The organism is Rhodococcus sp. I2R (genome assembly GCF_020889545.1).
Taxonomy (GTDB): domain Bacteria; phylum Actinomycetota; class Actinomycetes; order Mycobacteriales; family Mycobacteriaceae; genus Rhodococcoides.
Genome location: NZ_JAHUTG010000023.1, coordinates 19888 through 41786, shown reverse-complemented (window position 1 = coordinate 41786; position 21899 = coordinate 19888). Strand labels below are relative to the sequence as shown.

Genomic DNA, 21899 nt, shown 5'->3' with positions numbered 1-21899 from the left:
TATTATCTATAATGGGATTCGTTGCCGATGAGGCGAGCTCAGTGTCACAGAATGTCACAAGTGCCGCAGAACTCGCCGGAACAGCGGCTGGTGAGACTGCCTGCTCCTATGTGGACGGTTGCGGACAAACGCCGGTCAACGCGCATCGTCGGATGGCTCGTCGCGACGCCGGACGAGTGACTGCAAAGTGTCGGCTGCGCCCAGTAGCGCATGGTTCTGAGAATGGACGTAGGTGCGCATTGTGAATGCATTGTCCGAGTGCCCGAGCCATGCCGAGATGACGGCAATCGGCACGCCCTGAAGGTGCAGCAGAGTCCCACACGTGTGGCGGGCGTCGTGGAGGCGGATGTCGGACACCTTGCTGTTGATGCATAGCCTGCGCCAATAGTCGCTGACCGTATCGGGATGAAAAGGTCGCCCAACAGCGTCGGACACGACGTAGGTGCCGGGGCCGACGTAGGTCAAGCTCTTTCGTTCCACACCCTGCAAGCGGTGTGCAGTTTCGAGTGCGGATTTTAGGGCTGGTGTGAGGGGAAGCGTGCGCTTGGACTTTTCTGTCTTCGGAGGGCCCTCCACGACACGTCCATTGACCGAGACTCGCGTGTTGTTGATTGTCAGGCTGCCGGCGTGAAGATCGACATCGTTCCATCGAAGCCCGCATAGCTCACCGCGTCGGAGGCCGCTCAGAGCAAGCAGCCAAGCGTGGCCGTTCCGATCGCACGCCGATGCTTCCAGGAGGCGTTGCACTTCGTCCTCCGTGAATGTCTGCATCTCGACGTGCACACGGGGCGCGCGGTCGACGAGCGCGGCAACGTCTCGTACCAATCGCCCTTCTCGCATCAGCCCGGTGAGGACTGCGCTTACAAGGTTAAGCATCGGATTGATCGAAGTGGCCTTCCACGGACGTCGCAGTTGGCCATCGGGCTTGACCGAGCTGCCGGCTAACAGATCGTTCACCAGAGCGTCCAAGTGACCTTTGGTCAACTTCTGCACCGCTAGCGCGCCGTAAGTATCGCGCAGCGGTTGAAGGGCATGGGTGTACGCGGCTTTAGTGGACTCTCGTACGCGTCGTCCGGCAAGCCACTCAGCGCAAGCCTCCTCGACCGTGGTGGTCGAGGAGGGAACGAATGTCCCCTTCGAGACTTCCTCGAGCACCTTGGACAGGGCTGCGCGAGCGTCCTTCTCCGTAAGAAATCGACGACGCAACTGCGTCCGCTTCGACGCCCGGGTGCCGGTGGCGTCGGCACCACCAGCGTCGACGGTCATTTGATACCGCAACTCGGTACTGCCTGTAGACCGATTGGTGACGTAGATCTTCTTGATCTGTGGCGGCAGTTGCTGCCTAGCCATCCTCTTCGTCCTGCGTGTTCATGCCCAGTTCGGTCATCCGTCTAAAGAGCTCTTCCGAACGCCGTCGAGCATCCTCGTACAGGTATTGCATCGACTCGATGTGCTCAGCTGATTCATTCTTGGAAAGGCCGTTTCGGAGCTGCACCCGAGCACGCCGCATCGCCTTCAACGCATCAAGCCATTCACGAGTGATCCCAACGCGATCGTTCTTCGGGTCGAAGGTGTCACGTACCCACATCCCGAAAGGAGCGTCGGATTCCTCCTCGGTCCACTCGGAGCTCGGCCGCATCAGCCCAGCCTCCCCGCTGAACCAGCGAAGGGCATCGTGAGACTCCTGCTGGAGCCCTGGGAGTACTTCGACTCTTCCCTTGGGGAGGTCCGGATAGACCAGTTGTGCTGGTGAGACTCCCAGTGCCGCAGCCAAAATCAAGAGTTCCGAGACGTCCAAGCTCTTCTTGCGTCCGGTCTCCAAGTCCGCGACTACAGATCGCGAGATCCCCCACCCGAAGTCAACCGTCCTGTCGGCAAGCTTTGCTGCGGACAGAGCGGAGTGGTCTTTACCTCGAAGTCGGCGCACTTCCGAGGCGACCCGGGCAACGATCGATTCCGCCCACGACTGCGTCATGGTTACGCAGTCTAGCGGAGAATGGCTCCCCGTTGTGGGATGGCTACGTACTTGTTACTCTGTGGTGGAACCACGTGGACTGACCAGAAATGTCCTGCATAATGTGGCTCTACTACACAATTCAGTGGAGGTGCTGAAGATGCCCAGACGGTTGCTGTCTGTCCCGGAGGCTATGGCTTGCACGGGACTTGGACGTTCCAACTTCTTCAACAAGATCGCGTCGGGAGAAATCCGGAGCGTGAAGGTCGGCAAGCGCCGGCTGATCCCGGATACGGCCATCGACGAGTACATCGAAGGTCTCGAGGCACAATCCGATGCCAGCTCAGGCGTCGCGTGAGGCCCAGAGCCAATTGTCCCTCAGGAAAATGAAACGCCCCCGGAAGATCTCAGTGTTACCAGCACTGAGGCCGAGGGCGTCGAAACCACAACCCGTGAGGAAGGAGCTTCGTCACCGATCATAGAGCGTCTTGATAAGTCATTCAAGACATTTCGCCGAGTCACCGTTCTCCGCCCTCGATTTCGGTCAGGGGCCAAGCGGGCGATGACGCATGTCTCGACCCGCGACAGCGCGGTCGAGTTCTTCTGCTCGCGCCGCATAAACCTTGGCTACGGAGCTTCCTAGCAAGGCCTGATGTGCCGAAGCAGCGTCGTTTTCTGGCAGAGCCCGACGTAACACCAGCCTGCCGCCGGCCTGTGCACCCTTTGTAAATCCTCGGAGACCGGCCCCGAGGCACCACCAGCTCGACTGATCATCGAACAGGTGGCGATACCGATTAGCCACGCGCCCGCCGAGGCGCGGGGCTATCGGGCGTGGAGCGGACAACGTGGGTGCGGAAATTGGCTCAGGGGCCATGGGGGGTCCGAAGGGAACGAACGAAGTCCCTTGTCTTTCATACGTCACCACTATGGAGGTATCAGTTGAGCTTTCGATCCATCTGCAATGCTGACATCACTGAGTTGCCTGGCATGGCGAACCGTCATTCAGACCTCGATTTTTCAATCCTTGCCGCGCTCTTGCTCGTATCCGTTGTGTACGCAAAATGCTCGAAGATGCAACCACAGCAACACACTTGGTTGCTTGGGCACGAGCGCAACAGCCCGCCGGTGCAGGCCGCTCCCGCTAGCGGTACGGCGGCGTTGCCCGCCAGTCCCATGCCTGAATTACCCGCAAAGAGTGCCTCAGATGACTCGCTGGCGACGGGCGTCAAACATCCCGCAGTGGCCATACCTCCAATGCCTGCAAAGGATGAGAGTCAAGCTCGGGATGTGTTGTTGGTAAATGCTTTTCATGCCACTATGGAGCGTCTTTCGCTTATGGCACGCGACTCACGCATCGCGCCCCTTACCTGTAATTCACCCAACACTTTTACAGGGTGCGACTCATCCCTCGGTTCCAAGGCGTGCATTGCATCCCATTCCCGCTATACCGCCAGTTCGTCCTATTCATCCATGGAAAGTGAGACCCACCATGCCCGCTGACATCTTTGCGTTCTGCAACCAGAAAGGCGGGGTGGGCAAGACCACCACCGTCTTTCACCTCGCCTACGCCGTCGCCCAAGCGGGGAAGCGCGCGCTCGTTGTCGACGTGGATCCGCAAGGCAACGCCAGCACAGTCCTGACCAGGACCGAGCTCGAGAGCGACGATGTCGGTGTTGCCGACGTTCTCGCCGAGTCGTCGAACGCGACCATCGCCGACGCTGTCGTCCCCACCATCTGGCCTGGCGTAGACCTGGTACCCACGGTGCCTGGAAACGAGTCCCTGGCCTATGTCCGCGATCAATTGGTCGTCGCCGGCGCTGGCCGAGAACGGCGGCTTCGCGACGCAATCGACGTCGTACGGGGCGTGTACGACGTGGTCCTCATCGATTACCCACCCAGCCTCGATCTGCTGACCATCAACGCCCTTGTTGCGGCGCGCGCAGCCGTCGTCGTGACTCAGTCCGCGCTGTTCTCAGCCAATGGACTCGCGCGGTTACTGCGCACCATCGATTCAGTCAAGCGCAGCTACAACCCGGACCTCGACATGCTCGGTGCGATCGTCAACCTCCACGAGATCGCGACGATCAGCGGCCGAGAACAATTGGTCGAGATCGCCGCGAGCATCAACGTCCTCGGTGACGCCGTTCCCAAGCGGGTTGTCATCAAAGACTCGATGGAGGCCCAAACCAGCCTGTTCGACTGGGGGACCACACAATCTCGCAGCCTGTCCACGATCTATCGCGACACTCTTACGCTGCTCACGAAGGGACACCTGTGATGGCCCGGCCCGAACGTATGAAGAGCGCACTCGCCGGATCGAGCCCGGTCGATCCGCCGGAGAACTCGCGGCAGCCCCACGACACTGTTTCGTCGGCCGAGACCGGTGCGCAACCGTCACCGGACAACACAAAACAGAAGCGCTCGTACTACCTCTACCAGTCCACCGTCGACGATCTTCTCAACGCGGCCGAAGCGCTGTCCGCAACGCCCGGCGCGCCGCGGGGCCCGTCGGATCTCGTCAATGCGGCAATCGAAGACTACTTGGAGTCGTTGCGCAACAGATTCAACGACGGTGCGCCGTTCCCGCAACGAACGGGCCCCCTCGCACGAGGACCGAGAATCCGATGAGCCGATCACACTCCGCGGCAACCCCGTTGACAACGAAGCCGTCAGAGGTCGTTGCGCTACATCCAGCGATTCTGCAGTGGGCTCTCGCAACAGCCGTTGCGTTGACAGTTGGCATCGCCGGGGCGTCCTTCTGGCTCAGTTTCGCTGTGTTGCGTGATCTCGCGGTGATGGCAGGGATAGGTCCCGGTGAAGCCTGGGTGATTCCGATCGTGCTGGACGGCGCAATCGTCTCGACAACAGTGACAGCCATTGCGCTGTCGAATCACACGGACCACCGCACGATCAAGGGCCGTCGCTTCGTCGTCACGATCTTGCGTGTTGCCGCATCGGCGTCGATTGCGGGTAACTCGTACCACGCGGTGTTGACTGCGACATTGCTTCCGGCCGTGGTCTCGGCGGGTATTGCCACCATTGCACCTATCGCGCTCCTTGCCATGACTGAAGTGTTGGCTGTCATCCTTCGTGCGCCTCGCGGGGCCGCAGGGGAGGAGTCCGGGCTAAGTGCTGCAACAGAAGTGGTGGATTGGACAGATGCAGAGTTCAGTCACGAAGGCCACAGCCTGAGCGGGGATAATTCAGAGGGCGAAGACGGCTCGTGGGGAGAACAGGTCGACGCGGCGGACACGCACCGACGACCAGTAGACGCCCTCACCCCGGAAGTTGCAGAGACAGCGCGGCTTCGACACGCACACCGTGAATGGTCGTGGGCACGAATCGGTAGAGAAACCGACGGCTCCGTTGCATCGACCGCGATGCGCCGATATCGGAAGTGGGAAGAAGTCACCGCCGGGATCGTCGAGGGCCGCCAGGACGGGGAATCCGAGCTGGGTGACAAGCCAGCCAGCGAGCGTGATCGCATGTTTGCAGAATAGAAGTGCTGCCGCGACATCGAGCCTTGTTGCTCTCCGTTGCTCCCGCACAATCGCCCCAGACTGTTGATGGCTGGGAGGTTGTCGCCTCGGGTGGTTCAGCGTGCGTCGAAACGTGTGCTGCCCTGGGACCACCTCCGGCGGTCTCCGGATTGAGCTTTGCTGCGCTTCGCCCTGCAGAAAGAACTATTTCTTTCGCACATCTGGCTCCGGTCGAGCTTGCAACACCCTGACCCGTCTTACCCAACCCTGACTCCGCGTTGCTCCGGCCCGGTGGGCTCCGAAAACTTTTCAAAGCGCCTGCGGCTGAAAACTTTGCGGATCAGGGCCAGGACGCCGGTCCAGTGCGCCGCCTTCTCTCCTTCGAGCCAGATGACGGCGAAAGAAATTGGCAGAGCGAAAAGGCCGGGGGAGCCGGTCCCGCAACAGAAAGTGAGCCCGACATGCCGCAGAACGCTTCCAGCACAGGACGACGGACCACTGCCGCACACAATGCCCGGACTACCGGAATTGTCACCCACACCACGGTTTTGGTCGCCGGACCCCAGCAGGCCACTATCACCGCTACCTCCGCGGCCACCGACGAAGCGCAGATGATCGTCGCACTCGGTCACGTCATGATGACTTTCCGAAGTGCCGAAACAGTTTCCGCGGTCATCACCGGGTTCGCCACCGTCCGCGCCGCACTTGCCGGAGCCGATGGACAAGCCCCCCATCCCGCCCAACCAGGCGCAGAATTCGGCGCCGCCGCGATCTCTGTCCTGTGGCTCGACAGCCCCGAACACACTGCGGTGCCGCACCACCGCTACAGCTCCGAACAACGTCGTACCATCCACTGGGTAGACCTGCATATGGGACCTGTGACCTGGCGCATCACCGACCGCGTCGGCTACGACACCCTGATGGCCGAACTCCGACGCGTTCACCGTGCTGCCGTTGGTGTCTTTCTCGACGGCGGACGCTACCGCCGCGACCCCGCCAAACTCCTCGATGTCTTCGACGACGTCTGATACCACACGTTCGGCCCCAACCCCGGGGCCGAACGTCGTTTATCCACAGGCTGACTCGACGCCACAGTTATCCACAGCCTCGCCTGATCGGTCTCCGCATCGAACGAATCGTTGCGGACCTCGTGTGACGCTCGACGACAAGCAACTGGGCCGGCACGAGCGACAAGGAACCAACGATGATCACCTGGACAGTCACCACACACCCCGAGGACAACCCCGAGATCCTTACCGCAACCGGAGCGGAACCCAACCTCGAAGTTGCGAAACGCGCCGCCGCCGATGCCGTCCGTATCGCCCTCCTCGACGCACGCGAGCACGCATCGTCCGACAACGGCAGCCCGCCGTCCTACCTCGTCACACTCGACGGAACCTGTGCCCTCATCATCGGACTCGGAAGCTGCAGGCCCGAGAACTACAACGCCGTCCTCGACAGCCTCGAGCAGTTCGACGGCTCTGCGCCACCGAACCTTCTCTACATCTGACCTACACCTCCGCAAAATGACGATGAACGCGGCAGGACCAAGCAAAGCGCCACCGGACTATCGAATCCAGTTCTCCCGCAACAGACCCGCAAAGAGAAACGAGGCAAACAGATGACCCCGTTGAGAGCAGTCGAACCCGCCGACGACGAAGATCACGCTGATCTGACGGACCATCCGGAGACGGCACCGGAAGCACTGGTCATCTGCGCACTGATGTGGCTGCAGGACACCGAAGAGGCTGCCCGCATTTCAGCAACATTGCAGGCCAACGATTTCCACGATCCCGTCTATCGCGAGCTGTACGGCATCGTGCAGGAGCTGATCATCGACAACCTCCCACACGACCCCGCGAGTGTTCTGGGCGTCCTTGTCCGGTCAGGTGCCAGCGGACACCGCGGTGCACGGCTGCGTCGAACACTGACCGACGTCACCGCAGCGAACGCATGCGGAGCATCGGCAAACGAATACGCCGGCATGGTCCTGTCGGAAAGCTACCGACGTAGCTTCTTCGACGCCGGAATCAGAATTCAGCAGCTCGCCGAGGAAGCGCCGGAGGAATTCCTGTTCGACCAGCTCGTCGAAATCGGAAGGGCGCAACGTGAAGCGACGAACCGCCTGAACGCCTTCCGCAGCGGCAGCACACGATGACCGCGCGGGAAGGGCCAGAGTCGGGCGAAGAGCGGCGTCGAGCTGCTGTCGCTTCTGCACGATTGGCCGCCGTCGATGTCGAGCATCTGGATCCAGACGCAGTCGAGGACCTCGCTGTCGGGCGTGAGGTAGAGGACGCGCTGGCCGCCGGCAACACACTGAGTGACGTCGCGCTGTCCATCGGTTACACCGAGGCCGTCGCCTCAGACCTTTTAGGCAAGTTCCGAGCGTTCCGCGAGATTCTCGCGGCGCGCAACCAGAATCCCCTGTTCTGAGCAACTTTCCACGCACACCTCGCATTGCCGCTATGACTCGAAGAGGCCGCCACCATGAACTTCATCCGCATCGACACAGACCGAGGGACCCTCTACGGGCCATCCTTCGCCGAGACGTTGACACACTTCTTCGGACAGAACCAGCACGTCGAATGGGACTGCCACAAGCTGACCGCCGGATACTCCGGCGGGCGGTGCACAGTGTCGACTGCAATCCGAGTGCATCACCGTGGACAGTGGATCGTCGCTGCTCGATCCTTCGGCTCCCGCACCGTCGACGCGATTCCCGAGTGCGCAGTTCGCACCGAATCAGAATTCGCTACCGCACCGTTCGACGCACCCGCGTTGCCGCACTGGGTGTACGAGTGGGCACATGAACTGCTGGTCTGAATTCAGGGTATAGATCGACCGGCACAGATCGAAGCGAACTTGCTACGTCGCTGAAGCAGAGCGCACCCGTGCACCGAGCAACGTTCGGCCCGCGCCGCAAACTCGGCCTCTCGCCGAAACTTCGACGAGTTGTCAACGGGTGCTGCGCAGCGCGCCGCACTCGCGGCAAATCAGAGCGAACAGGGAGCCGCCCGCTCACGTCGACGCAGGCGGCTCACCCGCCTGTCAGTGTGCGGCGTTGTACGCCTCTTCGATGTCGGCCGGGATGCGGCCGCGTTCGCTGATCTCGTAGCCCTGATCGAATGCCCACTGCCGAATCGCCCGCGTCTGCTCCGGATCACGCTTGCCCGATCCGCCGGCCGCTGTCGCGGCCGACGCGGCAGCGGGGGTGGGCTTGCGCTTGCGGCCACCGACTCGCGTCGCGTGTCCGACGTAGTAGTCGAGCTTCCTGTGAAACTCGTTCGCGTTCTTCGCCTTCAGGTCGATCGAGTACTCGACGCCGTTGATCGCGAATTCGATCGTTTCGCCGGACTCGTCGTCGATGACCGACCCGTCGATATCGTCCACCAATTGGGTTGTCACTCGTCTTGCCACAGCCGAAAAACCTTTCATCGACACATTCGCAATGCGCAACCGCATTCTTATCTATGAGCGTAACCAGCGCCGATATCCGCGCTCTTCAGCGACACGGCAATTGGCTACGGCACCGTTTCGCGCACCTGCGTTGCTTCGCTTGGCGTGCGCCTGAACGGATGGCCTTCCGAGCTGACACGCACGCCACAGCTCGACCGTAGAACACCAAACGCGCATCTGCGCAGACGCTACGAGGCTGAGATGGCGCGGAGCTTTGAAGGCGGGTCGAGAAACAGTCAGATCATGCCGCAAGCTCGCCACGTGATGAAGCTTCGACGATCTATTGGGAGGTGCTGCGCAACACGCCGATGGCAACAGTAACGACTACGGCAAACATGATCGACGCAATAAACAAGCCGATGCGAAACACGCCGCTGGCGATGACTCCCGTTGCCCGCAGGGGAGCGAACCGCCAACCTGACTCGGACTTCCCAGCGCGCCACAGCGCTCCTACGACGATCAAGCCGATGATAATAAGTGCGATCACGATCGTTCACCTCCTACCTCGAGTCGATTTCAACACCAAGACAACGACATAAATATTCCGCCGTAACGATGTGCAGTGGGCGCGCGTTCTCATGGCGTTCTCGAACAACCGTTGTGTGGCACTGAGTTAGAACCTTCGATGTGTGCAGGCGTGAAGCCTGCGGCGTGAGCTCCGCTCGTTTGTCAGGCGATGCTGCGCGCGCCCTCTCCATCCGCCCCCGCGTCTCCATCCACCGACAGCTCTACAGTCGCAGTTGGTGCAGAATCGCGACGGCCTTCGACATTCTCCTCGGTGCTACGCGATCCACTCGCGTCATCCTCTGCATCCGGATGAACATCGGGCATGGCGGTCGCACGTGACACCATCGTCGACTTGACCAACCGCGTCGCCTCCGGCACCGAGAGATCCACCAAGGCAGCGATACTGGCGTATGTTTCACCGCGGTTCTTGAGCTTCGCGAGTGCTCCAGCGCGTCTCTCATACGCCGCAGCAAGTTTGGCTTCCGCGTCCCGCTGCAACCGCTCGATCCTCGAGGTCACATCGTCGTTGATCCTTTGTTCGTCGCGGGTGGCATCGAAATATGAAATCAAATCTTGCTCCTGATTCTTCAAACACAACTGTGCCTCTGACAGCCGCTGCGCATTCGCTCGCCGAGCCCGTTCCCGAGCACTGACCGGTCCATTGTTCGAGGGAGTCATACGAGACAGGCTACTGCCAACATGATGGCCGGCGAAAGGGTCATACGCACCCAGCGTCGCCCTGATCGAGCTGTCTCGCTACAACTTTCGTCCCTCACCGTCCATGCACGTTCTAATTCGTCCGGAATGCAGATGCTGTCAACTTCGGATTTTCTGTAACCGTTTGCGAAATAACAAACTAAACGCTACACACCTCTTGCACTATTAGTGTCCATGGGCGGAATCTGCGTACTATCGCGACTGTGCCGCGCGATTCAGAAGCAGATTTCGAGCGAGATCGGCCCGTGAGATCTCGTCGCACACCACCTCTTCGTCGGCAGTGCCCGCGATGATGACTGTTCACGCGCTGCACGCGGGCGACGGCTACACCTACCTCACCCGCGAGGTCGCCAGCGATGACATTCGCCGCGAACGCGGCCAGGACCTCACCGACTACTACGCGGCCGAAGGCACCGAGCCGGGCATCTGGGGAGGGCGGGCCTCGGCCGAGCTCGGGGTGTCCGGGTACGTCCGCGAGGACCAGATGAAAGCGCTGTTCGGTGAGGGCCTGCACCCTGAAGCCCAAGCGTTGATCGAGGCCGCCGTCCTCGACGGCACGAAGGCGAACGCGGCCATCGAGAGCGTGCGGCTCGGCCGCAAGTTCGCGAGCTTCCGCAACGAGGTGCCGCTGATGAAACGCATCCGCGCCGAGATCGACAACGACCGCGCCGCCGGCGGAAAACCGCTCACCGCCGACCAGTGCCAGCAGATCCGCTACCGCGTCGGAGCCGACGAATTCCACCGCGAAGTCGGGCGATCACCGGCCAGCGAAGCAGAGCTCGTCCGCTACATCGCCTCGCAGCAGCGCCGCGAACGCCAACCCGTCGCCGGCTACGACTGCGTGTTCACTCCACAGAAATCGGTGTCCGTTCTCTGGGGCCTGGGCGACGACGACACCCGCGTCGCGATCGAGCGCGCACACAGCGCCGCGGTGAGCGACGCCATCGGCTGGGTCGAGGACAACGCCTCCTACACCCGGGTCGGCAAAGCCGGTGTCGGACAGATCGAATCGACCGGCCTGATGTACACCCGGTTCGATCACCGCGACAATCGCAACGGTGACCCGAACCTGCACACCCACGTCGCGATCTCCACCAAAGTGCACGGCGTCGACGGCAAATGGCGCAGCCTGGATGGCCGCGTGCTGCACAAGCTCGCCGTCGCCGCATCCGAGCGCTACAACACCCTCATCGAGGAGTACGTCACCCGCGAGCTCGGCACCGTGTTCGCCAACCGGCCCGGCACCGGAATCAACAAACGCGCCGTCCGCGAAATAGAAGGCATCCCCACTGCACTGCTCAGCGAGTTCTCCCGCCGCGACGCCATCGAGTCACGCATGGAAAAGCTCGTCTCGGACTACCGCAAGACCCACGGCAAAGACCCCTCGACCGCGACGCAGATGCGACTCGCCGACCAAGCGACTCTGGAAACCCGCAACGAGAAAGCACCCCCGAAATCGCTCGGTGCCCAACGCGCGGAATGGCGCGTACGCGCACTCGACGTCGTCGGCCGACGCGCCCTGAACTCCGCCCTGAAGAAGAGCACCGGGAACACGATCACCGTCACCGAAGCCGCCTCGATCGACCACCGCGAGATCGCCCGCACCGCAGTCGCACGCATCGCACAGCAACGCTCGAGCTGGAACCGCTGGCACATCCAAGCCGAAGTCCAACGACAACTGCGGCCACTGGTGTTCGGCACCGCGGCCGAGCGTGACGCGGTCGCCGAGAAGGTCACCGAAGCCGCCCTCGGCGCAGAGTCCATCCGATTGACTCGCCAGGTCGACGCGATCCCGGCAGCGCTGCAGCGCAGCGACGGTGCGTCGATCCTGACCGTTCACGGCAACGAAACGTACACCAGCGCAGCGATCCTCGCCGCCGAACACCGCCTCGTCGGTGCCGCCCGCACCCCGACCGCGGTGCTGGCACCCGCCCACGCCTACACCGCAGCCCTCGCCGCGCACACCCAACGCAAGGGCTGGGACGTCGGCGCGGACAAGAAGGCACTCGTGGAGCACTTCCTGTTCTCCGGGGCCCTCCTGGCCGCCGGCGTCGGTCCGGCCGGAACCGGCAAGACCACCGCCATGCGCGTCGTCGTCGACGCTTGGCGTAGTACCGGATACGACGTGATCGCCCTCGGACCGTCCGCGAAAGCCGCCGACGTCCTGGGCACCGAACTCGGGGTCACCGGCCGCACCATCGACGACGTCCTCACCCGCTACGAGAACGAACTCGACACCGGCATCACCCCGGGCGCGATGATCCTCGTCGACGAAGCAGGCATGGCCTCGACACACATTTTGGACCGGCTGACCTATATCGCCGCCGAGCACGGCGCAGTGGTCCGCCTGCTCGGCGACCCACAGCAGCTCGCCGCCGTCGATACGGGCGGCGCACTGCGCCTGGTCGCCCGATCGAGCGCGGCACCGGAGCTGGTCGACGTCCACCGCTTCCGCGACAAGGAAGAAGCCGAGATCTCCCTGCGTCTACGTGACGGTGACACCTCCGTCGCCGCCTGGTACGCCGCGAAAGACCGCGTGCAGCACGGCATGGCCGACGACCTCGCCGAGAAAGTCTTCATCGCCTGGGCGAAGACCTCGGACACCGACACGACGTCGCTGATGATCGCCAACAGCAACCACGCCGTCCGCGACCTCAACGACCGGGCCCGCACCGAACGACTCGCCAAGGGACTGGTCAAGAAAGGCGGTAACGACCTCTCCGACGGACTTCGCGCCAGCGCAGGGGATCTCATCGTCACCCGCCGCAACGACACCAGCCTGCGCGTGACCGGAACCCGCGGGGAACGCGTGCGCAACGGCGACCTGTGGACGGTCAAGACCGCGCACCGCGACGGATCGCTGACCGTGCGCCACCTCGAACACGGCGGGCGCATCCGACTGCCGGCAGACTACGTCAAAGAGCACTGCGAGCTCGGTTACGCCGCCACCATCCACCGGTCGCAAGGCATGACCGTCGACCAGGTCCATGTTCTCGTCGACGACACCATGAACCGTCAAGCCCTCTACGTCGCCCTCACCCGCGGCCGCGAGAGGAGTCAGCTGTACGTGCCCATCGACCGGATCGTCGACCCGCACCTGATCCACGTGCATCCGGACAAAAAGATCGCCGACGAAGTCGTGCGGACCATCATCGGCCGCGACGGCGCGGACGTCTCGGCGACCGAACAGCAACGCGACGCCGCAGTCGCGCACCGCAAGCTCGACTACAACGTAGGCGGATACGAGTACGCGGGAGAGCTCATCGACGCGCACCGCATCGAAGCGATCGTCCGCGAGAACATGGGTCCGGAGTTGGCGAACACGATGATCGCCGAAGCCGAATGGGACACCTTCGTCCACCAATACCGCCGCGCCGAGCAGCTCGGCCTCGGCGCCGCCCACACCCTCGCCGCCGCACGCTCGGAGCGAGAACTCGCCAGCGCAGACTCCGTCTCCGCCGTCATGCACTGGCGACTCGAAAAGCACATCGAGAACGGCGCGGACGAGATGCACGCGTGGACGCAGAGCATCGAACCGGCGCTGCGGACACAGTTCGGTGAGCACGCCGAGACCATCCTCGGCGACGATGGGGCGTGGCCCGACCTCGCCGCCCATCTACGCAATGCCGAACGCGCAGGCAAAGACCCCCACGCCGCGATCGTGGAACTGCGGCGCGGTGTCACCGACCCCGACCCGAGTGCAGCGGATCTGCTCGACGAAGCCGAACGGCGCTGGCCCTTCGGCCGAGAGGCACGCGACCACAGTGCCCCGAGCTGGGTGCTGCCGCCGATGCAGGACCGCGAGGGAATCGACCCCGAACTCGTCGCTTGGAGCCGCCGCCGCTACACCGAGATCGCCGAACGCACCCGCGAGCTCGGACAGCACGCCATCGACGAACAACCCGCCTGGACCCGCCACCTCGGCGAGGTTCCCGACTCCGGCGGTGCCCGACTGCGCTGGCAGGTCACTGCCGGTCAAGTCGGGGCCTATCGAGAACAATTCGGCATCGACACCGATCGCACTCTTATCGGAGACCGACCCGAACACGGGGAAGCGGCCCGCGCGTGGGATCAGGTCAACGCCCGCATCAAGACAGTCACCGCGCCCGTAGCGGTGCCCGCACACGCAGGCCCCGGACAGCAGCCGGCACCGTCCCTGCAACCCGCGAGGCCCGATCCGATCGTCGACACGGACCGCGCGCGACGAGAGGCCGCCGAGCAACGCGCGGCAGAACAACGCCGCCTCGCCGAGCAACACAAAGCCCAACGCCGCGAACAACTACGACAACAGGCCCGGCGACCCGGACCGACCCGCGGCCCACGCATCTGAATAGGTTGTCCGAACAGAAGATGGCCCTGACCACCACTCCATAGGAATGGTGGTCAGGGCCGTCCAGCAGCGGAGCCGACGTCGCGCGGTCAGTCCGTGCTGCCCCCTCCACACGCATCGCTGCAGTCCTGGCTACCGCAGCTGCCGTTGTTCGGCGCGGCCAGGGCAGCCCGCGCGCGCCCAACGAGACCGTCGGGACCTCCGCACGCGTCGCTGCAGTCCTGGCTACCGCAATTGCCGTTGTTCGGTGCTCGCAGCGCCACCGAATGCGGGGCGTGTGGGGGGACATTCCCGCCATCGGTCGACGTGCAGTCGTAGCCGCCGACGTTGCAGGTACCGCAGTCGTAGACGAACTTGCTCGCCCACAACTCCTCGTCCACGAGCCATCCGAACTCACGCAGAGCATCGACTGTCCGGTGCGAATGACCGGTGCCGTAGTCGACTCCGGCCTCGTCGAACGGCGCGTGATGGATATAGCGGCCACCGGTCTCCTGGCACCACGCGGTGTATTCACGTGTGTACAGGATGAAGTTGTGCCAACCGATGTCGACGAGCGAACTGGGCGAGAACCCGATTCCGGGGTTCTTCGCAACCAGCGTCAGGAATCCGATCGTCTGGTGCACGATCCGTTCCGCCACCGCGGTCCGGTGCTCACCCTGGATCTCCGAGGATACGCGAGCGTTGAACTCGTAGTCCTGTTCGACTCGCTTGACGAGACGGAGGCGAAGTGCCTCGTCGATGGCCAACGTACGTCGGTCGACTACCTCAGCCGTCTGCGCCGGCGACAGGGCGATCTCACCACCACCACCGCCACATGCACTGCAATTGTCGTGACGGTTCACAGGCGTGTTCTCCATGGAAATGTCCTTTCGAGTGCGAATTATTCTCCGTACTTTCCCGATATTCCGATAGGTCCGAAAGTCGAGGCTCGTTCGAAGAGGATTTCAGGCTGACCGCCGTTGGTTGCCTTATTCCTTTGTAGTGGATCGAGTAATTGCAGCGAAAGGATTTCAGGGGTTGTAAGTGCTCGGTATAGGCGGCTACTGGCACTGTCGGGAACTACCGAAATGATCGGCACTGCCGGATGGTGGCCGGTAGTGCCTGATACTGGCGGTAGATGGGACTACCGGACTGTTCCAACCTGCCCTTTCGTGACTAGCGATCGAAACACTGGCATAATCGCTCTATCGACAATGCGCCGACAGCGGCGTATTTGCCAGGAGGTTCGGGTGGATAAGAATAATGAGCTATTTCTTGCATATCTCCGATTGGAATTTCACTCGACTCTTCAGGAGGGATTCGCGGACAAAAGGCGTTCGCCGTACAATTTCACGGACTCGAAGGCATTAGCGCACAGGAGATATCCCGGCCCCAAGCATATGGCGGTCTGGTGGTACCTAGCGCACATGCCCGAGGGCTCCACCCTCGCCGACGCACTCAAGGAGACCACCAGTAAGTCGGCCGGTTATCGAACGCTCGAAAAGACATCGGCACAGATCGGGGCCTACATCGACGGGATCGAAGCGATGGAGCCCAGTCTCATGCGCGACCTCTGTACCGGACTCCGGGCCGACGAGGCGCAGACATCGTTCATGATGGGCCTCACCGGGGCGTCCGGAAGTAAAGCGACGGAAGCTGGTACAGACGCTATCTACGCGCGACTCCGGGAAGCCCGCGAGCCGGACATCATCGAGCCCGAGGGACCAACCTTCAGTGTCTCTATTTTCGGTTTTGGCGGTCCGCCGCGGGTCATCGCGGCGATGTTCATTGCGATGGTGCTGGTGCTGGCCGTAGCGCTGGCGCAGTACACATGGACTGAACTAGGGTCCTCTCGCACCGCCGCCTCGGCACCCGGCCCGGGGCTTTACGACCCCGGCCTCGGTAACGTCGCTTTGGTCGCGTTTCCGAGGGAGGGCGACGATCCCGCGACGGATCCGTTCACGGTGGACGACATCGGCTTCTCGGTCATCGCCGACCAGGACGATGAAGCTCCTGTCCTCAATCTTCAGGTCGACGCCAGTGCGAACCTCACCCAGGACGGACACGAGGGCGGCATCGTTCCAATCCGCATCATCTTTCACGCGCCACCAGCATCGGCGACGGCAGTTGAAGAGAACCCAGGGCTCCCACCGATCGAACTCAGCGCCAATGTGGAGGTCTTTCAGAGGAAGCCGGGCGACCCTCCGCAGACGGTCTATGCCCTTGAGGCCGACCGTGACGTGGAGAGGATCTGGGACCTGCCGACCAAAAAAGGGTGGTGGGTCTCGCCAGTAGTCGAGAACTCGGGGCCCATCCAGCCGTGGAAGTTCGGCGCCAACATGAAGGTCGGCTGGGCGCACGGAGACACCGTCGCAGAAGCCGGGACGGAACTGGGTATCCGAACGTATCTGCTTCCGTGTGGCCTCAGTGAACTTAAGATTGAAGCGAGTCTTCACATGCGTAACGCCCCGCTCATGGACAGTGCTATTCGTCGAATTAACGTCTCGGTCGACAAGAAGTGCGCGACCTGACGCTCGGAGCGAGCGGACAATCCGAGTTCTCTCGCCTGAACCGGAACCACTCACCCTGACCACCGACTACACGCCGGGCGGGTTGACGTGTAATCGGTGGTCGGGCTCGGCAGACCCACAGTGATCGTGCACCGACCCTGCCGTATCCGGGCGGGATGTACGGACGAGTGGCCGATCGAGCGATGTAGGTCCGCAGCTTCATAAGGGGATGAGGTCAGGTGTAAGGAACCCAGGCACCCATGCGGGCGTTGAAGGTCCATTCGATGCCCTCGAAGCTCACGGGGCTGTCGGGGTCGGCGGGGTCGAGCGGTTCGGCGAGGCCGGAGTCGATGGCCATGTCCATGTCGTCGGCGGGGATGGTGCGCACTTCCTCGGCCGCGGTGACGTCGACGACCGGTGCCGGCGGGGCTGGTGATGGTTCGGGGCGGGCGTCGACGTCGGCGTCGACGAACTCCTCGATGCCGGCGAGCGTGGCCGGCGGCGACGGCCGGTGCGCACACCGATCGTGGGTGCAACTGTCGAAGTCCGAGATGTCACGGACACGCGCCATGAGCGGCCGGAACCACTGGGTGTGCCAGGCGGTGAGGTCGTCCCGGTACTCGTCACCGCGGTAGTAGGCATCGGTCCATGCCGCCATCAGGGCGCTCAGTTCCTCGACGACGGGATCGTGGCGGTACCAGCACGGCGGGATCTTGGTGCCGAGCTCGTAGCGCTCGCGCAGCCACGTGGTCCAGTCGATCAGCTCCGACCACAGGGCCCGCGCCTGCTCGGCATCGAGGTAGCGCCAGGTGAACCGCGACGGCACCAATTCTTCCTGCTCTGCCCCCGGTGCGGTCACGATAGCGTCGTCCCGTCACTGACCTTGTCGAGCACCACCGCGCCGGACCGGACCTTGGTACAAGGCGCGGTGCCCGATGCCACGATCTCGTCGAACACCTTCTGCGAGCGCAGCACCGCGGCACGTGATGGTTTTTCGTCCCACACCGTCGGTAGATGCACCAGGATCGGCGGCGCGGTCCGGTAGATCAACAGACCCTGGTCGGGGTCCATCTGGCGGATCTGCGCCGGCGACATCACCGGTACCTCTCGCAGCGTCGGGCCGGACTGGGCGTTGCCGGAGGGCTGCCACTCGTATCGGTCGCCGAGCATCTTCGAGATCGCTTGCAGCTCGTCGCCTTTGAGGCCGGGAAGGATCAGGCGGGCGGGGGAGTTGTCGGCGAACATCTTGCCGGCGACCGCGCCCCAGCGGAGCTTGTTCTGCTCTTCGTTGTGGGCGTAGGCGTGGATGGTGATGCCGCGGCCGCCCGAGTCCGACATGAGATCCGGCAGTCCGGGAATCGGGGCGACGTTGTTGACTTCGTCGAGCTCGAATCGGATCGGGGGATCGAAGCGGCCACCGGGCAGGGACTGTGAGTGGCGGTCGGCTAGGTAGTGCACTTCGCTGGCCAGGGCTGCGATGAATGGTGCCGCAGAATTGTCTTTGCCCTTGGACACCAGATACAGCGTGTCCGTGCCGGATCGAATGAACTCGTCGATGTCGAACGACTCGCGCATCGGGACGTCGACGGCTCTAAGCAGTGCGGGGGAGGCGAGCGGGGCGAGGAGTCTGCTGGCCGCGCCGATCATGTCGTCGGAGGAGTCCGATCCGGAGTCGAGGATTTGGCCGAGTTCGGCTTCCCAGCCGGGCATCGTCCGCATGAGGATCTCGCGTGGTTCGCGGCCTTTACGCGAGTTCACCCACACGCGCAGCGTGGCCAGGTTCGCGCCGCTGATCGCGGCCGCGTGCAGGTAGCAGCGCAGCAGAACCACTGCTTTGTCTTCCCAGTAGCCGCCGTTCTTGGTGTCTCCCATAGGCATTGCCGACACCAAGCTCTGTGCGCGGCGGATGGCCACGTCCGGATCCTGGCATCCGGAGAGGATCGACCAGCGGATCGGGTCGGGCCATCCGGTGATGTTGTCCGGATCGAAGATCGATACTCGGCCGAGCGCGGCGCGGTGCTCGTACGTCGCCGAGATCAGGTCCACTTTCGTCGAGGTCACCAGCAGTGCACCGGGTGCGTCCATGCAGCGCTGATACGCCACGCGCCAGGTCTTGCCCGAGCCGGTGACGCCCTCGACGAGCATGCAGTCGTTCTGTTTGATGTAGACGACCCTGTCGGGGTCGACCATGTTGCGGCCCAACGCGATCGCGACCTCGCTCGCGTCCAGCTTCGAGGCCCGCGTGCCCTTCAACGAGGAACGGGTGGCGACGGCAGCGGTGCGGACACTCTTCTCGTCGATGCCTGCCCGGGCGAGCTCATGTCGGCCGGCGAAACCACGTTGCGCCTGACCGCGGTGGTGCTGCCAGTCGTCGATCTCGGAGCTGATCCACAGGGCCACGGCGGTATACAGCGCACCGAGCACCAGAATGCACACCCAGGTCACCCACGCCGGACCCGGCTGCGCGGTCGCCGGCCACGCGGCCGCGGGGTCCGACGGGTTCGTGGCCAACCCGCGGAAGATCGAGAACAGCTCACCGAAGCTGGTGGGCATCGCGATCACCGTGCCCGAGACCAGCGAGGAGACCATGCCGCCGCCGGCGACAGCGAACACCAGACCCACGATCAGAGCGGCACCGACCCAGACCTCGGACGGAACGAACGGATCGCTGGGCCTACGGGGAGGGGATTGCATCGCACTCATCGAACTGTCCTGTCGTCGGTAAAAGGGACACGGCGGGAGTAGCTTTCGAGCACGTGCAGCTCGGCGGCGAGACCGACGGCGCAGTCCGCGTCGGCGACCGGGTCGAGGGCGGCGAGGTTGGCTCGAAGTCGGGTGATCCGGATGTAGCGGGCCACCGCGGCGGCGTCGGTATCGGAGATCGGGGCGGGATGGGTGATCTCGTACCGCCCCTGGTCGGGGAGGTATGTCACGGTGGCCGGGCTCCGTTGGCCACTGCGCTCGGTGATCGAGCGGGCGAGGTCGTGCGCGAGGCGGTGCGCGAGGTCCGGTGCCCATTGTCCGAGCAGCAGTGTCGAGTTCGGCAGCGGGTCGGGCCGGGTCGAGAGCACGCGCACATCGACGCCGGCCTCCACTCCCACGCTGCCCTGCCACTGGATCGGCAGGGTGACCTCGTCGACGGCGGCACGCAGGTAGCCCGGTGCCGGTATCCGCGCTGTGCGGACGCCGGCGGTGTAGGCCGGGATGGTGGCGAGTGCGCAGGTGATCTCGCCGGGGGGTGCCGGACACACAGACGTCGTCGTGTCCCTCGGCAGCGATGGTGACGGTGATCCCGGGGACACCGGCGTCGATGGCGGCGGCATGGCTGACGGCGAATCGTGTTGCGGCCGAAAGGGATACGAACCGCCTCTCCCCGCTCGCGCAGGTGTCGTCGTACCCGATCGGGGCCGGCGAGCTCACGTACACGTCGATGGTGCGGGAACGCCGGGCCGCTGACGGTGAGGGCGATGAGGTGCTCATGCTGGCTTGACTCCTTTGACGGCGGCGTCGGTGTCGGTGAGGGCGATCTCCTGCGGGGAGCGGACGTGTTCCATCAGGATCGGATCGGACGAGCCGATCTTGACCAGGCATTCGCCCTGTCCCAGGCCCATGATGATGTCGATGGACCCGGGCGGGAGGTGATACATCTCGGCTGTCTCGCGGGCGTCGTCGAAGCGTTCCTGCGCGAACAGGAACACGATTCCCGCTTCCTGCATCAGGGCACGGGCGGGGGAGTCGTGGGACATGTCGGAGGGGTGATGGAAGGCCGAGACGGTCGACAGGCCCAGTCCGCGGGAGAGTTTCATGTTCGACCGGAACACCGCGCCGGTCGATCCTTCGGCGACGTGCCAGCCTTCCTCGACGATGAGGATGGTCTGCTTGGACACCGACGAGCGTGCCGCGAGCAGGTTCGCCAGCCAGGTGTTGATCACGGTCATCACCACCCGCAGCGCAGGCCCTTCGGTCGGCAGCGCGGAGACGTCGAAGTGCGCGAACGGGTGCTCGAGCGCGGCGCGGACCTCCGGGGAGGTTTCTGCGTCGACGAGGCCCTTGAGGTCCCGGTCGACCAGACGCAGCAGGGCCAGGCCCGGCTCGTAGCCCCATTCGAGGGAGCGCTCGGACCAGCGGTCACCGAAGTACGTGCCGTCGTCGGTGGACGGCTCGACGAGGCGGCGGGCGAGATCCTTGAGTACCGGTGCGCGACCGGTGGCGGCGGCGTCGGCGTTGACCAGCTCCAACGCTCGGCCGACGGCGCTCTTCTCCGGGGTGGTCAGCGGGCGTTCCATCGTGTCGGCGAGGACGGCGAGCACGAGGGCTTCCTGACCGGCTGGGGTGACACCGTCGAGGCCGCCGGCGTGTTCACCGCCGGTGGTGATCGCCGGGTCGAGCAGGTTCAGTCTGGCGCCGCCGCCACCGGTTTTGAACCGGACCGATTCCACCTCGAGGGTGCGGGCGAAGACGGAGTACTCGCCTTCGCTGCCCTGGCGTTTCTTGTCGATGACCACCACCTGTCGGCCGAAGATGATCTGCCGCCACAGAAATGCGGTCTTGATCATCGAGGACTTGCCCTTGCCGATGTCCCCGACGACGCAGACGTTGATGTTGGAGATGTCGGTGCCGTAGAGCTCGAACGGATCGGTGATCACCAGATCCTGGGAGATCCGGTTCAGGCCGGTCACCGCTCCCTGGTGGCGGGCACTGCGGCGGCTGATGGCCAGGTTCAGCGCTTCGGACTGCCTGGTCGTGCTCCACGCGCCTTCAGAGCGGGGTTCGTACCAGCCGTAGCGGTCGAGGAGCGCGAACCGCCGAGGTGGCTTACGGCGGGCAATCCGCTTCGGGACCGCCTGCGCGGCCTCGAGGACGGCGTCGCCGAGTCGTTCGCGATCGCCGCCGAGCAACCGCGGGCGTACCGGTTGCTCGGTCGCGGCCGGTCGGGTGGACGGACGACGGGTGGTGTGTTGCGGCAT

Annotated in this window: 22 protein-coding genes; 12 read left to right on the top strand and 10 right to left on the bottom strand. The window is 63.7% G+C overall.

The window, feature by feature from the left end:
- Positions 1-135: 135 nt before the first annotated feature.
- Positions 136-1350, bottom strand: coding sequence for a site-specific integrase (locus tag KVY23_RS20220; RefSeq protein ID WP_008709987.1), 1215 nt, complete (start codon positions 1348-1350; stop codon positions 136-138).
- Complete coding sequence (locus KVY23_RS20215) at positions 1343-1975, bottom strand: helix-turn-helix transcriptional regulator (RefSeq protein ID WP_008709984.1); 633 nt, start codon at positions 1973-1975, stop codon at positions 1343-1345. The genes KVY23_RS20220 and KVY23_RS20215 overlap by 8 nt, the downstream gene beginning before the upstream one ends.
- 139 nt (positions 1976-2114) lie before the next feature.
- On the opposite strand from KVY23_RS20215, the gene KVY23_RS20210 reads away from it, so the two are divergent.
- The 9 genes from KVY23_RS20210 (at position 2115) to KVY23_RS20170 (ending at position 8256) form a co-directional block, all read left to right on the top strand.
- Positions 2115-2312, top strand: a complete 198-nt coding sequence (locus KVY23_RS20210; protein ID WP_008709982.1) for an AlpA family transcriptional regulator — start codon at positions 2115-2117, stop codon at positions 2310-2312.
- A gap of 1131 nt (positions 2313-3443) precedes the next feature.
- Positions 3444-4232, top strand: coding sequence for a ParA family protein (locus KVY23_RS20205; RefSeq protein ID WP_230557979.1), 789 nt, complete (start codon positions 3444-3446; stop codon positions 4230-4232).
- A complete protein-coding gene (locus KVY23_RS20200; protein WP_008709979.1) occupies positions 4232-4582 on the top strand; it encodes a hypothetical protein in 351 nt (116 codons plus the stop codon). Before KVY23_RS20205 ends, KVY23_RS20200 begins: the two co-directional genes overlap by 1 nt.
- Positions 4579-5454 (top strand): DUF2637 domain-containing protein, encoded by an 876-nt coding sequence (locus tag KVY23_RS20195; protein WP_008709977.1) that lies wholly within the window; start codon positions 4579-4581, stop codon positions 5452-5454. Before KVY23_RS20200 ends, KVY23_RS20195 begins: the two co-directional genes overlap by 4 nt.
- A 440-nt stretch (positions 5455-5894) precedes the next feature.
- Entirely contained in the window at positions 5895-6461 is a 567-nt protein-coding gene (locus KVY23_RS20190; protein ID WP_042937347.1) for a hypothetical protein, read from the top strand.
- A gap of 176 nt (positions 6462-6637) precedes the next feature.
- Positions 6638-6943: a hypothetical protein gene (locus KVY23_RS20185; protein ID WP_008709973.1), complete on the top strand. Its 306-nt coding sequence runs from the start codon at positions 6638-6640 to the stop codon at positions 6941-6943.
- Positions 6944-7054: 111 nt separating this feature from the next.
- Positions 7055-7591, top strand: coding sequence for a DnaB-like helicase N-terminal domain-containing protein (locus KVY23_RS20180; RefSeq protein WP_008709972.1), 537 nt, complete (start codon positions 7055-7057; stop codon positions 7589-7591).
- On the top strand, positions 7588-7866 hold the full coding sequence (locus KVY23_RS20175; RefSeq protein WP_008709970.1) for a hypothetical protein: 279 nt from the start codon (positions 7588-7590) through the stop codon (positions 7864-7866). Before KVY23_RS20180 ends, KVY23_RS20175 begins: the two co-directional genes overlap by 4 nt.
- Positions 7867-7920: 54 nt before the next feature.
- Positions 7921-8256 carry a hypothetical protein gene (locus KVY23_RS20170; protein WP_008709967.1) on the top strand — a complete coding sequence of 112 codons (336 nt, stop codon included), beginning with the start codon at positions 7921-7923 and terminating at the stop codon, positions 8254-8256.
- Positions 8257-8481: 225 nt separating this feature from the next.
- Here KVY23_RS20170 and KVY23_RS20165 read toward each other — a convergent pair whose 3' ends face one another.
- From KVY23_RS20165 to KVY23_RS20155, 3 genes are all read right to left on the bottom strand, one after another.
- Positions 8482-8850 (bottom strand): Lsr2 family protein, encoded by a 369-nt coding sequence (locus tag KVY23_RS20165; protein WP_042937345.1) that lies wholly within the window; start codon positions 8848-8850, stop codon positions 8482-8484.
- Positions 8851-9169: 319 nt separating this feature from the next.
- Positions 9170-9376: a hypothetical protein gene (locus KVY23_RS20160; RefSeq protein ID WP_008709965.1), complete on the bottom strand. Its 207-nt coding sequence runs from the start codon at positions 9374-9376 to the stop codon at positions 9170-9172.
- 182 nt (positions 9377-9558) lie between these two features.
- Positions 9559-9966, bottom strand: a complete 408-nt coding sequence (locus tag KVY23_RS20155; RefSeq protein WP_230557978.1) for a hypothetical protein — start codon at positions 9964-9966, stop codon at positions 9559-9561.
- 436 nt (positions 9967-10402) lie between these two features.
- Here KVY23_RS20155 and mobF point away from each other — a divergent pair, with 436 nt between their 5' ends.
- Positions 10403-14443 carry a MobF family relaxase gene (gene mobF, locus KVY23_RS20150; RefSeq protein ID WP_008709963.1) on the top strand — a complete coding sequence of 1347 codons (4041 nt, stop codon included), beginning with the start codon at positions 10403-10405 and terminating at the stop codon, positions 14441-14443.
- Between the two features lie 89 nt (positions 14444-14532).
- On the opposite strand, the gene KVY23_RS20145 is transcribed toward mobF, so the two are convergent.
- A complete protein-coding gene (locus KVY23_RS20145) occupies positions 14533-15300 on the bottom strand; it encodes a hypothetical protein (RefSeq protein WP_008709962.1) in 768 nt (255 codons plus the stop codon).
- A 372-nt stretch (positions 15301-15672) separates the two neighbouring features.
- Between KVY23_RS20145 and KVY23_RS20140 the strand changes: the two genes are divergently transcribed.
- A complete protein-coding gene (locus tag KVY23_RS20140; protein WP_206497691.1) occupies positions 15673-16953 on the top strand; it encodes a hypothetical protein in 1281 nt (426 codons plus the stop codon).
- 214 nt (positions 16954-17167) lie between these two features.
- Here KVY23_RS20140 and KVY23_RS20135 read toward each other — a convergent pair whose 3' ends face one another.
- From KVY23_RS20135 to KVY23_RS20125, 3 genes are read right to left on the bottom strand one after another with little or no spacing between them, the layout of a single operon-like run.
- Complete coding sequence (locus tag KVY23_RS20135) at positions 17168-17791, bottom strand: DUF4913 domain-containing protein (protein ID WP_008709960.1); 624 nt, start codon at positions 17789-17791, stop codon at positions 17168-17170.
- The gene (locus KVY23_RS20130) at positions 17788-19635 is read right to left on the bottom strand and encodes a type IV secretory system conjugative DNA transfer family protein (RefSeq protein WP_008709959.1); all 1848 of its coding nucleotides are present in this window, start codon (positions 19633-19635) and stop codon (positions 17788-17790) included. The genes KVY23_RS20135 and KVY23_RS20130 overlap by 4 nt, the downstream gene beginning before the upstream one ends.
- Positions 19632-20183: a hypothetical protein gene (locus tag KVY23_RS20125; RefSeq protein ID WP_230557977.1), complete on the bottom strand. Its 552-nt coding sequence runs from the start codon at positions 20181-20183 to the stop codon at positions 19632-19634. The genes KVY23_RS20130 and KVY23_RS20125 overlap by 4 nt, the downstream gene beginning before the upstream one ends.
- Between KVY23_RS20125 and KVY23_RS20120 the strand changes: the two genes are divergently transcribed.
- On the top strand, positions 20171-20422 hold the full coding sequence (locus KVY23_RS20120; RefSeq protein WP_230557976.1) for a hypothetical protein: 252 nt from the start codon (positions 20171-20173) through the stop codon (positions 20420-20422). The genes KVY23_RS20125 and KVY23_RS20120 overlap by 13 nt on opposite strands.
- Here KVY23_RS20120 and KVY23_RS20115 read toward each other — a convergent pair.
- Positions 20409-21899: a putative ATP/GTP-binding protein gene (locus tag KVY23_RS20115; RefSeq protein WP_008709957.1), complete on the bottom strand. Its 1491-nt coding sequence runs from the start codon at positions 21897-21899 to the stop codon at positions 20409-20411. The genes KVY23_RS20120 and KVY23_RS20115 overlap by 14 nt on opposite strands.

What these genes read in the sequence shown, in the direction of transcription:
- KVY23_RS20220 (WP_008709987.1), bottom strand. Translation starts at nt 1,350, where the DNA reads ATGGCTAGGCAGCAACTGCCGCCACAGATCAAGAAGATCTACGTCACC.
- KVY23_RS20215 (WP_008709984.1), bottom strand. Translation starts at nt 1,975, where the DNA reads ATGACGCAGTCGTGGGCGGAATCGATCGTTGCCCGGGTCGCCTCGGAA.
- KVY23_RS20210 (WP_008709982.1), top strand. Translation starts at nt 2,115, where the DNA reads ATGCCCAGACGGTTGCTGTCTGTCCCGGAGGCTATGGCTTGCACGGGA.
- KVY23_RS20205 (WP_230557979.1), top strand. Translation starts at nt 3,444, where the DNA reads ATGCCCGCTGACATCTTTGCGTTCTGCAACCAGAAAGGCGGGGTGGGC.
- KVY23_RS20200 (WP_008709979.1), top strand. Translation starts at nt 4,232, where the DNA reads ATGGCCCGGCCCGAACGTATGAAGAGCGCACTCGCCGGATCGAGCCCG.
- KVY23_RS20195 (WP_008709977.1), top strand. Translation starts at nt 4,579, where the DNA reads ATGAGCCGATCACACTCCGCGGCAACCCCGTTGACAACGAAGCCGTCA.
- KVY23_RS20190 (WP_042937347.1), top strand. Translation starts at nt 5,895, where the DNA reads ATGCCGCAGAACGCTTCCAGCACAGGACGACGGACCACTGCCGCACAC.
- KVY23_RS20185 (WP_008709973.1), top strand. Translation starts at nt 6,638, where the DNA reads ATGATCACCTGGACAGTCACCACACACCCCGAGGACAACCCCGAGATC.
- KVY23_RS20180 (WP_008709972.1), top strand. Translation starts at nt 7,055, where the DNA reads ATGACCCCGTTGAGAGCAGTCGAACCCGCCGACGACGAAGATCACGCT.
- KVY23_RS20175 (WP_008709970.1), top strand. Translation starts at nt 7,588, where the DNA reads ATGACCGCGCGGGAAGGGCCAGAGTCGGGCGAAGAGCGGCGTCGAGCT.
- KVY23_RS20170 (WP_008709967.1), top strand. Translation starts at nt 7,921, where the DNA reads ATGAACTTCATCCGCATCGACACAGACCGAGGGACCCTCTACGGGCCA.
- mobF (WP_008709963.1), top strand. Translation starts at nt 10,403, where the DNA reads ATGATGACTGTTCACGCGCTGCACGCGGGCGACGGCTACACCTACCTC.
- KVY23_RS20145 (WP_008709962.1), bottom strand. Translation starts at nt 15,300, where the DNA reads ATGGAGAACACGCCTGTGAACCGTCACGACAATTGCAGTGCATGTGGC.
- KVY23_RS20130 (WP_008709959.1), bottom strand. Translation starts at nt 19,635, where the DNA reads ATGAGTGCGATGCAATCCCCTCCCCGTAGGCCCAGCGATCCGTTCGTT.
- KVY23_RS20115 (WP_008709957.1), bottom strand. Translation starts at nt 21,899, where the DNA reads ATGCCGCAACACACCACCCGTCGTCCGTCCACCCGACCGGCCGCGACC.